This window comes from Aeromonas allosaccharophila (assembly GCF_000819685.1).
Lineage (GTDB): Bacteria > Pseudomonadota > Gammaproteobacteria > Enterobacterales > Aeromonadaceae > Aeromonas > Aeromonas allosaccharophila.
The window spans coordinates 1-13,110 of record NZ_CDBR01000011.1 but is presented as its reverse complement, the minus strand read 5'-3'; the positions used below and the strand labels follow the sequence as shown (position 1 = coordinate 13,110).

The 13,110-nt window shown below is 60.9% G+C and carries 12 protein-coding genes; 2 read left to right on the top strand and 10 right to left on the bottom strand.

The genetic code is table 11. From position 1 onward, the window contains the following. Positions 1–224 precede the first annotated feature (224 nt). The 9 genes from secF to hinT form a co-directional block, all read right to left on the bottom strand. Positions 225–1,142: a protein translocase subunit SecF gene (secF, locus tag BN1115_RS02035; protein WP_042655851.1), complete on the bottom strand. Its 918-nt coding sequence runs from the start codon at positions 1,140–1,142 to the stop codon at positions 225–227. Positions 1,143–1,292: 150 nt separating this feature from the next. Beyond that, the gene (gene secD, locus BN1115_RS02030; RefSeq protein ID WP_042655850.1) at positions 1,293–3,095 is read right to left on the bottom strand and encodes a protein translocase subunit SecD; all 1,803 of its coding nucleotides are present in this window, start codon (positions 3,093–3,095) and stop codon (positions 1,293–1,295) included. A 158-nt stretch (positions 3,096–3,253) separates the two neighbouring features. Beyond that, a complete protein-coding gene (locus BN1115_RS02025; protein WP_042655849.1) occupies positions 3,254–3,688 on the bottom strand; it encodes a hypothetical protein in 435 nt (144 codons plus the stop codon). Between the two features lie 98 nt (positions 3,689–3,786). Further along, complete coding sequence (locus BN1115_RS02020; RefSeq protein WP_042655848.1) at positions 3,787–4,644, bottom strand: DUF6279 family lipoprotein; 858 nt, start codon at positions 4,642–4,644, stop codon at positions 3,787–3,789. 3 nt (positions 4,645–4,647) lie between these two features. Then, on the bottom strand, positions 4,648–5,493 hold the full coding sequence (locus BN1115_RS02015; protein ID WP_042655847.1) for a choline/ethanolamine kinase family protein: 846 nt from the start codon (positions 5,491–5,493) through the stop codon (positions 4,648–4,650). Further along, positions 5,483–6,079: a penicillin-binding protein activator LpoB gene (lpoB, locus tag BN1115_RS02010; RefSeq protein WP_033135283.1), complete on the bottom strand. Its 597-nt coding sequence runs from the start codon at positions 6,077–6,079 to the stop codon at positions 5,483–5,485. Before lpoB ends, BN1115_RS02015 begins: the two co-directional genes overlap by 11 nt. Next, complete coding sequence (locus tag BN1115_RS02005) at positions 6,079–6,477, bottom strand: YcfL family putative periplasmic lipoprotein (protein WP_042655846.1); 399 nt, start codon at positions 6,475–6,477, stop codon at positions 6,079–6,081. The genes lpoB and BN1115_RS02005 overlap by 1 nt, the downstream gene beginning before the upstream one ends. An 82-nt stretch (positions 6,478–6,559) precedes the next feature. Further along, on the bottom strand, positions 6,560–7,996 hold the full coding sequence (locus tag BN1115_RS02000; RefSeq protein WP_042655845.1) for a COG3014 family protein: 1,437 nt from the start codon (positions 7,994–7,996) through the stop codon (positions 6,560–6,562). Further along, the gene (hinT, locus tag BN1115_RS01995; protein WP_021231009.1) at positions 7,996–8,346 is read right to left on the bottom strand and encodes a purine nucleoside phosphoramidase; all 351 of its coding nucleotides are present in this window, start codon (positions 8,344–8,346) and stop codon (positions 7,996–7,998) included. The genes BN1115_RS02000 and hinT overlap by 1 nt, the downstream gene beginning before the upstream one ends. 252 nt (positions 8,347–8,598) lie before the next feature. Between hinT and BN1115_RS01990 the strand changes: the two genes are divergently transcribed. Beyond that, the gene (locus BN1115_RS01990; RefSeq protein WP_042655844.1) at positions 8,599–10,611 is read left to right on the top strand and encodes a methyl-accepting chemotaxis protein; all 2,013 of its coding nucleotides are present in this window, start codon (positions 8,599–8,601) and stop codon (positions 10,609–10,611) included. A gap of 78 nt (positions 10,612–10,689) precedes the next feature. Here the strand turns inward: BN1115_RS01990 and BN1115_RS01985 are convergent, their stop codons facing one another. Further along, positions 10,690–11,565 (bottom strand): 6-carboxytetrahydropterin synthase, encoded by an 876-nt coding sequence (locus BN1115_RS01985; protein ID WP_042655843.1) that lies wholly within the window; start codon positions 11,563–11,565, stop codon positions 10,690–10,692. A 79-nt stretch (positions 11,566–11,644) separates the two neighbouring features. Here BN1115_RS01985 and BN1115_RS01980 point away from each other — a divergent pair, with 79 nt between their 5' ends. Next, entirely contained in the window at positions 11,645–12,988 is a 1,344-nt protein-coding gene (locus BN1115_RS01980; RefSeq protein ID WP_042655842.1) for a dihydroorotase, read from the top strand. Positions 12,989–13,110: the final 122 nt, after the last annotated feature.

Sequence of the window (13,110 nt, the reverse complement as noted above, 5' to 3'; positions counted from 1 at the left end):
TATCCCTTTGTAGATAAATCACTACAATGGTGCCGCTTTTGAGCCCTCAAGAAAGTGCTTTCAGTCACATTTTGGCGGTTGATTTCGTAACAAAATGACTCTTCTGTCATTAAAAACGACGTTCCGATCAGAAAGTGTTGCGAATCTGTTCAGTTGTCAATTGAGACGAGACTGGGAGCGGTGGCCCCTGCCGCGGGTTGGCAGGGGCCTGGTCAGTACAAGGGTCAGGCCGCGTTGGCCAGTGGCTCCTCGCTCTTCTTCTGGTAGGCCTGCGGGGTGAGGCCCAGCAGCTCCTGCACGGTCGAGGCGACGGTGATGGAGGAGACGGTGCCCACCAGGATCCCGGCAAACAGGGTGAAGGAGAAGCCGTAGAGGGCGTCACCGCCAAACAGCAGCAGGGCGCCTACGGTAAACAGGGTGGTGCCCGAGGTGATCATGGTGCGACTGAAGGTCGCCTTGATGGCCACATCGGAGCACTCGTGGATCCCCATCTGGGTGCGCGAGCTCAGCAGATCCCGCAGCCTGTCCGAGATGACGATGCTGTCGTTGAGGGAGTAGCCGATCACCGCCATCAAACCGGCGATGATGTTGAGGTCAAACTCGATCTGGCACAAGGAGAGCAGACCCAGCGCGACTATGGCGTCATGCACCACCGAGAGCAGGATGCCGATGGCCTGACGCCACTCGAAGCGAAATGCCAGATAGGCCGACATCGCCAGCGAAGCCACCAGCACTGCCAGCATCCCCTGCTGGAACAACTCGGCGCCCACCTGAGGGCCGACGATGGTGGTGCGCAGCAGCTCGACCGGCATCCCCAACTGCTGGCTCAGCATGGTGGCCAGTTCGGTGGCTTGCCAGGGCAGTTCGTGCGGTGGCAGCTTGATCAGCCACTCGCCGGGAATACCGGCCGAACTCAGCTCAACGGCCCCCGCCAGCGGGGAGACCAGCATGGCATTGAGCTCATGGGCCTCTTTCAGGGTCTGGATATGAAATTCCAGCAGGATCCCGCCGGTAAAATCGAGCCCCAGTGTCAGGCCGTTCACCAGCAAGATGGCCACGCTGGCCACGGTCAGCAGGATGGAGGCCCACAGGCCGATATAACGCCAACGGGTCAGCCCCATGGCAACGATCAGTCTCAACATAATTATCTCCTTGGCCAGCCAGCATCAGGCTGTTGGCCCATCACGACGTGTCACAACACGCCGGGGAAAAGGGTTCTGCTTTGGTCGCCCCGGCCATCTCCATGGCTGATGGCGCAGTCAAAGCCGCTCATCAGAGGGACTGTTGTCCCGTTACACCTTCAACGTGCGCTCGCTGCTGCGTCCCCACAGGGGGTTGATGATGGCGCGCGTCCCCCAGATCCCGGTGATCATGCTGGAGAGCAGACCCAGAATGAGGGTGATGGAGAAGCCCTGCAGCGGCCCGGAGCCGATGGAGTAGAGCACCACGGCGCAGATGAGGGTGGTGATGTTGGCATCGAAGATGGTGTGGAAGGCCGAGCGATAGCCAAAGTCGATGGCGTTGGCCAGTGAGCCCCCTTCTCGCAGACGGTCTTTGATCCGCTCGAAGATCAGCACATGGGTATCCACCGCCATGCCCACTGTCAGCACCAGACCGGCGATCCCCGGCAGGGTCAGCACGGCGCCCGGCAGCACCGCCAGCATGCCGACCTGCATCAACAGGTTGGCGACCAGCGCCGTGATGGCAACCCAGCCGAACTTGCGGTACCAGGCCATCATGAACAGCATCATGCCTGCCATGCCGAAGGCCAGCGCGGTGAAGCCCGCCTCGATATTCTGCATCCCCAGCGTCGGGCCAATGGATCGCTCCTCGAGGATCTTGAGAGGGGCGGTGAGGGCGCCGGCGCGCAGCAGCATGGCCAGCTCTTGGGCCTCCGGCAGACTGCCTATGCCGGTGATGCGGAACTGGTTGCCAAGGGCAGTCTGGATGGTGGCGACGTTGATCACTTCGCTCTGGGCGCGCAGCTTGCCTTGAGCGTTGGTCTTGTACTCGGTGAAGACGGTCGCCATCGGTTTGCCCACATGTTGGCGGCTGAACTGGTTCATCTTGCTGCCACCCAGGGTGTCGAGCACGATATTGACCTGGGGTTGACCCATCTCGCCCATGTTGGCGCGGGCATCGACGATGTGCTCACCGGTCAGCACCGGTTTGCGCGCCATGCCGACGGCCTGACCGCTGCGATCGGCGATATAGAAGTGGCTGTCGGCTTTGGCCTCGTAGAAAGCCAGCGAGGCGGTGGCGCCGATCACCTCTTTCGCCTGCTTGGGGTTGTGCACTCCGGGCAGTTCGATACGGATACCATCCTGCCCCTGACGCACCACCGAGGCCTCGACGATGCCGAGTTCATTGATCCGTTTTTTCAGGATCGACAGGTTTTGGGTCACGGCGTTGTTGACCAGCAGGGTGCGCTCCGCGTCGCTCAGCACCAGTTTCAGATCATTGCCGGAGCGGGTCAGCTTCCACTGATCCTGACGGGTACCGGCACTCTCCTTGATGATAGAGAGCCAGCTCTCCTGTTCGGCGACCTCCGGCAGGGTCACGGCTACGGCGCCCTGTGCGCTGCGCATGACGCTGGCGCCGCGCAGGTTCGCTTCACGAAAGCGGGTACGCAGGGTATCCACCAGATTCTTGGTCTGGGTATCGATGACAAAATCCACGTCTACCCCGATCAGCAGCTGGGAGCCGCCACGCAGGTCGAGCCCCAGCTTGATGGGGTCGGCGCCGAGGCGGGTTATCCAGCTAGGCGCATTGGAGTGAAACTCCAGGGTGAGGGCGGCACTGTCGACCCCTTGCTGCTCCAGCAACTGCTTGGCGCGTTGCTGCTCGCCCTGGCTGGCAAAGACCAGTTCGACACGCTCAGGCTGCTCGATCACCTTGACCGGGGTCAGGTGTTTGTCGGCCAGCAGCATCTGCTGCTGGGGGGTCAGGCGCTGCTGTCCGTGCAGACCGAGGGAGGGCTGCTCACCGAAAAAGGTGGGCAGGGAGTAAAAGGTAAAGGTCAACAGCATCAACAGCAGCAGTGCGTACTGCCACTTGCTCATGCGGTTGAGAATGGTGCGATTACTCTTTCTCATGGCAAACAAGCCTCTGTCAGGAGAATGGTGCGCAGGCCGATAGCAGCAAGGCTCGGCAAGGCGCAAAAAATGGGATGCATCGGGTGCGGATCAGGCGGTAGCCGGATCCGTCAGGATGAGGAGATGTGCAAACAGTGGATGTGCCAACCCCTCCGGGGTCAGGCGCTCAGATAGCTCTGGTTGAAGCGGTATTGCAGATGTTGGTGCTGTAGATGACGCCGGTGGATCGCGCCGAAGTGATGGCGAAAACTCTGTTTGTGATAGAGCTCGGGGGCCAGCATCAGCCAGCCGAGCAGCAACAGCAGGATGGCCTGGGCAGACCAGCTCTGGATCAGCTCGTAGACCACGCTGTCGGGCTGGTCGTCACTGCGCAGGGATTGTTCGAGACGCAGCAGGTGATTCTGATGGCTGCCGACAAACTTGATGACGCCATCATCGCTGTCGCTCACCTGATTGAACACCTGAGTCTGCTGCTGTTCACTGTGGGGATATGCGGGTAGCAGCGGGCTTTCCATTCGGGTGATGGAACAAAGCAGGGTGAGGGCGATAACCAGAGTTACCAGCACCAGTTTGGCTTTGTCGATAAGGCGCAAAAAGTTAATTCCCGATAAATAGAAAGGGCAAACTACCACAGGCGGCGGCGGAGGGACAACCCTTGCCGCCTAATTAGGATGATTCCGAGGTCGCGTTGTCAGCTTCCGGTCATCTGCTCGAAGTCGCGGGCATAGCCCTTGAGCAGGGAGTAGAGATGGGCCCGCTGGGAGATGTCCAGCGACTGGCTCATGGCGCTCAGCCAGTTGACCGTGCGCTGGCGCGACTGTTCGGTATAGCCGGTAAAGCGGCCATCCATCAGGCCATCTCCTTCGGCCAGCAGGTCAGTCAGCTCGCGGGTAAAGTCGGGACTCTGGCGCTGCTTCATCAGCCTGTCCAGCTCCTGGGTCCATGACGCCTGAAACTCCAGCCAGGGGGGCATCAGCTCGTATTGCCACTCGGCCCACTGGGCCACCAGTGGCGCCTGTGCCGGTTTCACCTCGCCAATCCAGAACTCGAGCCGCTTGTTCATCTTGTCGCGAAACTCCGCCAGCATCTGCTCTTTGGGCTCGGTGGCGAAGTCGTGCTGCCGCTCCTGTTGCCGCTTGACCCGATCGGTCATGAAGCGGGCGACCTGATCGTCGGTCAGGGTGCGCGCCAGTCTGACGGCGCGAGGAATGGTGTTTTCCAGGGTGCGGGTCAGGCTCTGCTGCACCGCATCGAGGTTGGTCGAGATCTGTGCCGGGGTCATGGGACTGGCAATGGCTTTGGCCAGCGCATCGAGATCCTTGGCGTAGCGGGGCAACTCGTGCTGGCGGTGCCAGGCCATCAACCCCTTCACTTCGCGGCTGAGCAGATCCTTTTGCGAATAGGAGAGGGCGAAGTAGTCATCCAGCTGCCAGATGATGGCGGTATCGAGCCAGTAGTAGATCACCCGGGTGGAGCAACCGGTCAGCAGCAGGCCGATCAGCAGCAGACCCCAGGTTTTCGGCTTGTGCCAGCGCACCTTGTTTATCATCTGTTACTCCAGTCGTTGCCGGTTGATGGCGATCAGGGTGTCATAGTCGTGTGAGGGCTGTTGCTCTGCCATCAGCAGGGCCCAGAGCAGGCCGATATAGTCGACCCAGGGTAAAAACGCCTCGCTCTGAAAATCGGGCCACTGGTGGCGCGGCAGGGCCTGCAGATAGTGCGCTTCCAGCGCGTCGCGACGCTCGGCGGGCCACTCGTGGGTGCGCTGGATGCTGGCGAGCTCAAAGCCGGGGTGACCTGCTGCGCCATACTCCCAGTCGATGACCCAGGGGTTGCTTCCCAACAAGTTAGCCGGATTGAGATCATGGTGGCAAGGGCGCCAGCAATCATTTGGTTCACTGCTGGCGAGCAAGCCCCGCTCCAGTGCAGGCAGCCAGGAGGGTATGTGGGCCAGGCGGGCGCGATAGCCAGCCGCGTGGGCTCGCACCGCCATCACCACCGCAGGCAGCGGCAGGCGATGGAGCTTGCGCAGCACCTCAGCCAGCAGACGGGGCTGATCAGCTGCCGGTGGCGCCGCGACCACCCAGTTGGGCTCATCACACCATTCGAGCAGCATCAGACCGCTTGCGGGATCACCATAGTGGCAAGGCAGCGCCAGCCCTTCGGCCATCGCCCCCTGATAAAGCTGCCACTCGGTGGAACGGTCGATGCCAAGGCGCAGCGGATCGGGATGACCCTGACGCAAAAAGTAACTGCGCCCCGAGGGGAGGCGCAGTCGATAGTTGCAGTTGGTCAGACCTAACCCGAGTGGTTCCAGCTGCCCCTCCCGCCAGGGGGCGGGCAGGTTGGCCAGCAGCGGATCACAGTTGCCCGTCAGCGGGAGCCGGTTACCAGCCAAAGGTGGATTTCTTCGCCTGTTTGCGGATCTCTTTCTGATCGGCCCACAGCAGTTCGCCGTTTTGCAGATCCATCAGGTTCATGGTCATCTGGTAATAGACATCCTTCACCTTGCCATTGTCCTTGACGATGCTGCTGAGGTTGCCATAGACCATGTAGCGGGCACCGGTCTGTTTGCCCAGACGCACCATGGAGGCCGGATCCACCATGCCGCTGCTCTGCTGGTATTCGAGCTGCTGCTTGACGGCGGCCACCTTGCTCATGTCAACGAAGCGGAACTTGCCGGCCCGCAGCAGCTTGGTGCGGATGGTATCGGTGATGGCTTCGGTATCGATGTGCTCGGAGGTCTTGTTGCGGATGGAGTCCATAAACATCACCGGACGACCGCCAGCGGTGATCTCGCTGGTGGCGGGGGAGGCGAGCATGGAGTCCGCCATCTTGTCGGCGATGGCCTGTAGATCGCTTGAGCCGTAATCGACGGTGACGGTTTCGGTTTCAGTGGGATCGCCATAGCTGACGGTGGTGCTGGAGCAGCCGCCCAAGAGCAACGCGCCGGTCAGGATCAGCAGGGCATGATTCATTTTCATCAGTTGGATTCCTCAATCACTTCGCGTACGTAAATCCGGTAACCCTGCGCCGCCGGGCTGGGCGCCAGGGCCGAGAGGGTGCGGGTCTGATAGCCATGCAGCTTGATGGGGGTCCAGCCACGGCCATCGCTGGCGACCTCCTGACCGGCCTCATCATACCAATAGAACATGTATTGCAGCTTGTTATCGCCGCGCTGGGTGCTGGCGGCGGCCACATTGACCTGCAGCAGGCCATTTTGCTGGCGGCGGCTCAACTCGGTCAGGGTGACATTGACGTTTTGATGCTGCTCCAGCGTGGGAGCGCCGCCCGCCGGGCCATAGAGCGCAATGCCGGAGGTATTGGTGGCGCAGCCGCTGAGCAGTAGCGCGAGCCCGAGGGCCAACCCGTATACTTTCATCTTGCTCTCCTTAATCGGGGTGAGTGGGGCTGCGCGTGAGCCTGCCCGTTAATCGTCTCATTCATCTGCATTGGCCGTGTGTTCACAGTGGCATCACCCGAGTGGTCAGACCGGCGCCGAGGCGCTGTACCCAGACCAGGGTGGTGCGTCCCTTGTGGATGGTGAGCGGCAATTGCCGCTGCGCCGCCCCCGCGCCCAAGGTGAGATTGATGTCACCTGCCGGCACCATCCCCTGCCAGCTCGATGCCTGCGCTGGCAGCGTCAGCCAGCTGCGGGTATCGGCCCGCTCGGAGAGGGTATTGAAGATCCCCACCAGAATATTGCCCACATCGCCCCCCTCTTTGGCGGCGGTGTGGCGCATCTGCTCCTTGGCCACCAGTCGCAGCGCCTGACGGGTCAGCATGCCGGGCAGCCGCTCTTGCAGATCTTTGGCGGCCAGCGCTTCCAGTCGCACCAGCTCGCTGGTCTGCTCGACCCGTTTGCCGACTGCCACCGTCAGCGGGCCGGTGTCGCTGGCCCGATTATCGTAATAGGGGATGGCGACGGTAAAGGTACGAAAATCGCCGCTGGAAGTGGAGATGGGCAGTGGCAGGAACAGCTCGCGCCGCGCCGGGATCAAGCCATCTTCAAACAGCACCACCAGTTGGCCTTGATCCTTGGCAAGCGGCGGCGCTTTGCGGCCCACCTTTTTTTCGGTCTCGCGGATCTCGTCCGGCGAACCACGCAGCCGCGCCAGTCGCAGCAAGGCATCTTGCAGGCTGCGGTTGTCCGGTGCTATCTGGTAGCCGCGCTGATAGTCGACCCAGGCATCGTTGAGATCCCCGGCCGCTTCATAGAGCACGGCGGAAAAATAGAAGGTGTAGGCGTTCTGAAAACCGTTTTTGACCTTGCCGATCAACCGGTCGAGATCCGGTGCGCCGCGCGACATCAGCTGGCGCATCTCGCCTTCTGCCTCGGCCTCTTCGCTCTCGTCCTTTGCCTTGCGCACCTCGTCGGCTCGCCGTTTCAGGGCCTGCTCCTGCACCTGATTGGCGCGGCGAACCTCCACCAGGGCACCATCGGCATCACCCCGTTGCAGGTAGTTGAGGGCCAGATAGTGGTGCAGCATGGTGCGTTCGTAATCGGGGGTGAGATAGGCCATCGACTGATCGTTGGTGAGCAGACTGCGCACCTGATCGAGCCCGTGGCTCAGCCGGTATTCGGCCTGATTGTCTTCCCACTGAAGGCGGCTGTCGGCGGCGGTGAACGCCTGCTTGCTGCCGGCATCCTGACCCGCCAGCCAGGCGATGCGCCCCTCTTCGAGGCGATCGAGGACAAAGGTGTCATCCCCAAGGGTGGAGTCACGCACCTCGGGCAGCGCCTCGGCGGCATGGCCCAGCAGCAGCTGGTTGCGCAGGGGCACCATCTGATCGGAGTAGGAGACGAACATATCCTGCCAGCGGGAGGCGCAGCCTCCCAGCAACAGCAGAGCGCCGCAGAGCAACAGGGCGCTGCGGCAGGTTGAGGCGTGGCGATTCATTACAGGCTGAGCAGCGGCCCCAGCGGCTGGCCACCGACCAGATGCATGTGGATGTGGTAGACCTCCTGCCCGCCGTGGCGGTTGCAGTTCATGATGAGGCGGTAGCCATCTTCGGCGATGCCCGCCTCGCTTGCCAGCTTGCGGGCCACGGTGAACATCCGGCCAAGGGCCAGTTCATGTTCGGCTTCCACGTCATTGACGGTGGGGATCAGCACATTGGGGATGATCAGAATATGGGTTTTGGCCTTGGGCTGGATATCCCGGAATGCGGTGACCAGATCGTCTTGATAAAGGATGTCGGCGGGGATCTCTTTACGGATGATTTTGCTGAAAATGGTTTCTTGCGCCATGGCTAACTCCCTTATATGAAACAGAAAATTGAACTAGAACCCCAAGCGGCTCCCGAAAGGGGGGCGAGCAGCACGCCAAGTGTGACACAAGCCGACATTTGACACAGCTGATGTCCCATTCCCTTCAGTTATTGTTAAAAATACCGATAGCCAGAGGGACGTCATCTGCACCGCCTGTTCAGGGGGGTCTGCAGGGTATCAAAAGGACGGGGTACTCAGGCAAGGGACTTTTGCATATACAGCGGGACAATAATGAAACAAACAATGTCGGATCTCTCCATCTTGCAGCGAGTCTACCTTGGCTTCGCGATCCTGGTGGCCGTGATGGTGGCCAGTTCACTGCTCACATTTCGTAGTCAGGAGACCCTGGGGAACGCACTGGAGCAGGTTACCCAGCAGTCTATGCCGCTGGTGATTGCCAGCAGTCAGACCCAGATCACCCTGCTCAGCGCCAACAAGTGGCTGGGGGATGTGCTCACCGAGCAGGATCCCAAACAGCTGCCGGCCGAAGTGGCCGAACTGAAACAGGCCAAGGCTGCGGTGGGCAAGAGCCTCGACGTCTTGCGCCAGCAGGTGGCCCACCACCCCGAACTGCAAGGGGATATGAGCAGCCTCAGCCAGCAGGTCGACAGCTACCTGCAACTGACCGATACCCTGCCCGGCGAACACGAGGCGCTGCTCACCCGGCTGCACAAGGTCAATCTGGCCAAGGGGCAGTTTCAGGTCAGTCTGCCCCAGTTCAAGAAGAGTCTGGGTGACATGATGGTCACCATCGACGACAGCTTTATCAAGATGCTCTCCGAGACCCTGACCACCAAGCTCTCCGCCATCGAACTCTCCACCATGGACGCCCTCAACCAGACCATTCCGGCTCCAATCGAAGGGGCGCTCAAGCGCAACAAGATGCAGATTGAAGGGTTCAACAGCACCATCAAGGATCTGCAGAGTGAGCTGAAGAACTTCGAGAACGACATGGGCCACTATGTTCACGGCTTCGTACGTGACACTACCGCGAGCGAAGGCGTGCTCTCCCAGTATCTGGCGCTGATGAAGCAGCAGGAGCAGATGCGAGAGAAGAGCAAGCAGGCCAGCGCGCTCATCGTCGAGATCCAGAACCGGCTTGAGCGGATCACCGGCCAGAGTCAGCAGCTGATGAGTCAGAGCATTCAGCACGCCAAAGCCACACAGAGCCAGAGCACCCTGACACAGGGAACCAGCATCGTAGTCGCCATCCTGATCGCCATGCTGGTGGCTTATACCCTGGGCAAGGCCATTCGCCGTCCGCTCAGGGAGTTGCTGCGGGTGCTGACCGAAGTGACCCAGGGCGACATGACCCAGCGCATCGGTTTTCAGAGCAAGAACGAATTCGGCCAGCTGGGCAGCCAGATCAACCTGCTGATTGCCCAGATGGGTGAGGTGCTGGCACAGCTTTCACAAGCTTCTGCCCAGCTTAACGATGCCGCCCACGGCAACCGCCACACAACCGAATCGGTGCGGGCGGATCTGGAAAAACAGCGGCAGGAGACCGCCTCGGTCGCCGCCGCCATGACCCAGATGGAGGCCTCGGTGCGGGAGGTGGCGCAGGCTGCCAACCAGACCCTGGAGCGGGTGCAGGATGTGGAGAAGGCCTCCGAGATGGGGCGCAAGGTGATGGCAGGCAATATCACCACCACTCATCAACTGGCGGGCAAACTGCAACAGACCGGCAAGGTGATTGGCGATGTGAGCGCCATGAGCAGCCAGATCGGCAATATCCTCGATGTCATTCGAGGCATCGCCGAGCAGACCAACCTGCTGGCCCTCAACGCCGCCATCGAAGCGGCGCGGGCCGGCGAGCAGGGGCGCGGATTTGCGGTGGTTGCGGATGAGGTACGCAGTCTGGCGGGCCGCACCGCACAATCCACCAGCGAGATCCAGACCATGATCGAAAACCTGCAGCAGGGAGTCGCCAAGGCGGTGACCGTGATGCAGGAGTGCTCCCGCGAGATGGACAGTTGCGTGGATCAGAGCTCTCACGCCAACAACGCCATGGAGGAGGTGCAGGGGATTGTGGTGCTGATCAGCGACATGTCGAGCCAGATCGCCTCTGCCGCCGAGCAGCAACAGGCCACCAGCGCCGATATCGCCACCAACCTCAACCGCATCTCCGATATCTCGGATCTCAACTATCAGGGGATTGAGCGGGTGGCCGAGACCAGCCAGCAGCTGGATTCCCTCGCCGAGCAGCAGGAGAGTCTGGTCAAGCGCTTCCGTCTTAGCGCCTGATGGTTGCGAGCTGAAAGAGCTGAAAATAGAAGGCCCCGCAGATGCGGGGCCTTGTTGTTAATGCGGTTAGCTGAGCGCTTATGCGTAGGCAATCGCGCCCTTGCCGACCCCTTCATAGGCGACAATCTTGACGAACTTGTCGCCCACCATCTTCTTCACTTCGCGGGCGATGTAGCAGGCCAGCAGCTCGACCGTGGTGTCGGTGTCGATCATCTCCACCTCGGCTCTGGGGATGGCCAGCTGGAACAGCCCCTGCGGCGCCACATATTTGAAGCCGCAGTGATGCTCGCCAAGCTGGGCATTGGCGCGGGGGCTCAAGGCGAGCTCGGTCAACGCCACCTTGTCTTCCTCGGTGCCGAGGTAGATATCGCCCCAGCGTTCGGCCCAGTTGAGCTCTAGCTCACCATCGCGCTCACCATCGACGTGGATCTCGATGGGGGAGCGGTGGCCGTGGGCGATGCGCTGGCAGTTGCCATCGTGCTTTTTCAGGCCGTGGCTGTAGTGGTAGAAGGCACCGTCGATGGCTTCGTGGCGCAGGGTCATGGAGAGATCCTTGATATTGCCCGGCAGCCGTTTGGCCAGTACCGCCAGCAGGTAGCGAGTCACCGACTCTTTATCGACCAGAGGTGCGGGGATAAAGGCGAAGCCCTGGGTCGGGCAGCGCAGATGGATGGAGCGCCCCGGGCGCAGCAGATCCACCGTGCTCTCGTCGCCGTCCAGGGTTTCGATGTGGATCAGCGGGCACTCGGTCGGCACCAGCAGCTTGTGGTCCACCTCTTCATCGATGATCGATTTGATCAGCTTCTTTACCCGGCCAAAGTCCAGCAGCATGCTCATTTCGTTGAGCTCACCGCTCATCTCGATATCTACCAGCCAGCTCTCGCCGACCATGCCGCGGCGTTCGCACAGGTAGCTGGAGTCGATCACGGTCAAATCTCTTACAAATAACTTCATCAGTCAGGCCTTGCTACAGAGAAAGGGCAGTTTGCGATATTATGACCCGCGATTATCGGCAAAGGAACTGGAACCCCCCATGAACAAACTGCTTATCAAAAATGCCACCCTGGTCAACGAAGGCCGCATCTATGCCTCCGACGTGTTGATCGAGGGGGAACGGATTGCCCGCATCGCCCCGGATATCGAGGCGCCCGATGCGCTGGTCATCGATGCCGCAGGTCGTCACCTGATCCCCGGAATGATCGATGATCAGGTCCACTTCCGGGAGCCGGGATTGACCCACAAGGGGACCATCGCCAGCGAATCCCGCGCCGCCGTCGCCGGTGGCACCACCAGTTTCATGGAAATGCCCAACGTCAATCCCCAGACCACCACCCTCGAAGCCCTCGAAGCCAAATACCAGATCGCCGCCAACTCCTCCGTTGCCAACTACAGCTTCTATCTCGGCGCCACCAACGACAACCTGGAAGAGATCAAGCGACTCGATCCCAAGCAGTCCTGCGGGGTCAAGGTGTTCATGGGCTCCTCGACCGGCAACATGCTGGTGGACAATCAGGAGACCCTGGCGGCCATCTTCCGCGAGAGTCCGGTGATGATCGTCACCCACTGCGAAGACACCCCGACCATCGCCAAGGCGGAAGAGGCGGCGCGGGCCAAGTGGGGCGAGAATGTGCCGATGAGCGAGCACGGCCGCATTCGCAGTGACGAGGCGTGCTACAAATCCTCCAGCATGGCGGTGGCGCTGGCCAAACAGTACGGCGCCAAGCTGCACGTGCTGCACCTGACCTCGGCCAAGGAGCTGTCGCTCTTTACCGCCACCCCGGATCTGCGTGAGCTGAAGGACAAGAACATCACCGCCGAGGTGTGTGTGCATCATTTGTTCTTCAACGAGGCCGATTACGACACCCTGGGCAGCCAGATCAAGTGCAACCCGGCGGTGAAGAGCGCGGCCGATCAGCACGCCCTGCTCGATGCGGTGCGCAACGATGTGCTCGATATCATCGCCACCGACCACGCCCCCCACACCTGGGAAGAGAAGCAGAACAGCTACTTCAAGGCGCCGTCCGGCGTGCCGCTGGTACAACACTCCCTGCAGGCGCTGCTGGAGCTCTACCACAACGGCGTGTTCACCCTGGAGACCATCGTCAAGAAGACCTCCCACGCGGTGGCCGAGCGTTTTCAGGTGGAGGATCGCGGTTACATCCGCGAGGGTTACTTCGCCGATCTGGTGCTGCTGGATCTGGGCAAGCCCTATGTGGTCAACGATGACAACCTTCTCTACCACTGCGGCTGGTCGCCCTTCAATGGCTACCGCTTCCACAGCACGGTGGAGATGACCCTGGTGAACGGCCAGATTGCCTGGCAAAACGGTCAGGTTAGCGACGGTATTTTGGGCAAGCGGCTGACCTTTAACCGCTGATTGTTCGCAAAGCAGGCGAACGCACCGTGGTCGGGGAATTGGCAGTGTTTCCCTGTTGACAGGGCGGGGTCATCTCCATAAACTCTGCCCCCGTCAGCCGAGCTGACTCCGTCGGTGTGTAG

Excerpts from the sequence above, each read along its gene's own strand:
- secF (WP_042655851.1), bottom strand. The coding sequence starts at position 1,142 with ATGTTGAGACTGATCGTTGCCATGGGGCTGACCCGTTGGCGTTATATC.
- secD (WP_042655850.1), bottom strand. The coding sequence starts at position 3,095 with ATGAGAAAGAGTAATCGCACCATTCTCAACCGCATGAGCAAGTGGCAG.
- BN1115_RS02020 (WP_042655848.1), bottom strand. The coding sequence starts at position 4,644 with ATGATAAACAAGGTGCGCTGGCACAAGCCGAAAACCTGGGGTCTGCTG.
- lpoB (WP_033135283.1), bottom strand. The coding sequence starts at position 6,079 with ATGAAAATGAATCATGCCCTGCTGATCCTGACCGGCGCGTTGCTCTTG.
- BN1115_RS02005 (WP_042655846.1), bottom strand. The coding sequence starts at position 6,477 with ATGAAAGTATACGGGTTGGCCCTCGGGCTCGCGCTACTGCTCAGCGGC.
- BN1115_RS02000 (WP_042655845.1), bottom strand. The coding sequence starts at position 7,996 with ATGAATCGCCACGCCTCAACCTGCCGCAGCGCCCTGTTGCTCTGCGGC.
- hinT (WP_021231009.1), bottom strand. The coding sequence starts at position 8,346 with ATGGCGCAAGAAACCATTTTCAGCAAAATCATCCGTAAAGAGATCCCC.
- BN1115_RS01990 (WP_042655844.1), top strand. The coding sequence starts at position 8,599 with ATGAAACAAACAATGTCGGATCTCTCCATCTTGCAGCGAGTCTACCTT.
- BN1115_RS01985 (WP_042655843.1), bottom strand. The coding sequence starts at position 11,565 with ATGAAGTTATTTGTAAGAGATTTGACCGTGATCGACTCCAGCTACCTG.
- BN1115_RS01980 (WP_042655842.1), top strand. The coding sequence starts at position 11,645 with ATGAACAAACTGCTTATCAAAAATGCCACCCTGGTCAACGAAGGCCGC.